This is a genomic window from Mesorhizobium sp. M4A.F.Ca.ET.020.02.1.1, assembly GCF_004022645.1.
Taxonomy (GTDB): Bacteria; Pseudomonadota; Alphaproteobacteria; order Rhizobiales; family Rhizobiaceae; genus Mesorhizobium.
On the sequence record NZ_RZOI01001011.1, the window covers coordinates 1 to 1,671 of the forward strand.

Below are 1,671 nucleotides of genomic sequence, written 5' to 3' on the forward strand. Positions count from 1 at the left end.
GGCAAAGACGATGTTGGGCGACTTGCCGCCGAGCTCGAGGAAGACGCGCTTCAAATTGGAGCGCGCCGAATAGTCGAGCAGGCGGCGGCCGACCGGACCGGAACCGGTGAAGGCAATGGCGTCGACATCCATGTGCAGGCCGAGCGCCTCGCCGGCCACCGCGCCGCGGCCGGTGACGACGTTGAAAACGCCTTCCGGCAACCCGGCCTCGGCAGCAAGCTCGGCCAGCCGCAGCAGCGTCAGCGAGGCGATTTCCGGCGGCTTGACGACGATCGAGTTGCCGGCGGCGAGCGCCGGCGCGATCTTCCAGGCGCCAATCATCAGCGGGAAATTCCACGGCACGATGACGCCTACGACGCCGAGCGGTTCCTTGTGGATCAGGCCCAGCACATTGTCGGCAGTCGGCGCGATCTCGCCATAGATCTTGTCGATCGCCTCGGCGTAGTAGCGGATGGTGCCGGCCGCCGACACCGGCTCGGCCTTGTAGGCCATGCCGATCTCGGTGCCGTTGTCGCGCACGCCGAGCACGGCGAGTTCGTCGGCGTGCCTCTCGACCAGTTCGGCGAGCTTCGTCAGCACCTTCTTGCGAAAGGCGGGAACCGCGCGCGACCAGGAACCTTTCTCGAAGGCCTTGCGGGCAGCGAGCACCGCGCGATCGACATCGGCGGCATTGCCGTCGGCGATGCTGGCGAAGGGACGGCCGTCGATCGGCGAGATCACCGACAAGGTGGCGCCGGTCGCGGCTGCCGTCTGGACGCCATCGATGAACAGGTTGCGCGCGCCGACCTCGGTCTTGCGCAGCGTGTCGATGGTGCTCTGGCTGATCATTGGGCAGCGCCTCCGAAGGCAACATTGAGGGTGGTAGGCGCGCGGAACTCCCAGCCGCGGAACACCGGTTGCTTCCCGGGCACCAGTTTCAGGTCGGGGAAGCGCTCGAGCAACAACCGTACCGCCAGGCACATCTGCTCGCGCGCGAAAAAGCGGCCGGAACAGAAATGATGGCCGAAGCCGAAGGCGGCGTGGTTGCCTTCGTCGCGATGGATGTCGAAACGATCGGGATCGGTGAAGCGGCTTTCGTCGCGGCTGGCCGAGGAGACCAGCGCCGCAACCGGCGTGCCGGCGGGGATCACGGCTCCGCCGATCTCCACCGCGCGTGTCGTCTGGCGCGTCTGGGTGCCGATCGGCGCCACCCAGCGCAGGCCCTCGTCGACGGCCTTCGGCACGAAGGTGTCAAGATCGTCGAGCACTTGCCGCAGCTGTTCTGGATGGGCGAGCAGGCCGGCAAGGATCGAGCCGGCGCCATGGCCGGGCTCCTGCATGCCGCCAAGCAGGATGACCTTGATGGTCGGCATCAGGAAATCGATCGCGCGGGTTTTGCCCTCCGGCATGCCATCATGCAGCATATGCGACAGCGCCGAGCCGTCGGGCTCGCGCGCGAGCTGCTGCAAGGTCGGCATCACCGCATCGCTGACCTCGGCGCCGATCGCGTCGGCGATCTCCTGGCGCTTCGGGTCCTTTTCGAAGTTGATGGCGCCCTGGGCGAGACCGTAGAACCAGCGCCGCAAGGTCGGCATGTCGATGTCCATCAGGCCGAGCGAGCGCGCCAGGCTCAGCGTCGACACCGGCTCGAAATAGTCGGCCATCAGCTCGGCGGAACCGCGTTCGGCGATC

Annotated in this window: 2 protein-coding genes; both read right to left on the reverse strand. The window is 67.1% G+C overall.

The annotated features are described in order from the left end of the window. Nucleotides 1–828: aldehyde dehydrogenase family protein (locus EN742_RS34245; RefSeq protein ID WP_128333834.1), on the reverse strand; the 828-nt coding region annotated here is incomplete at its 3' end. Beyond that, nucleotides 825–1,671 (reverse strand): cytochrome P450 (locus tag EN742_RS34250; protein WP_148670496.1); only part of this gene is annotated, 847 nt, incomplete at its 5' end. The genes EN742_RS34250 and EN742_RS34245, both read right to left, overlap by 4 nt.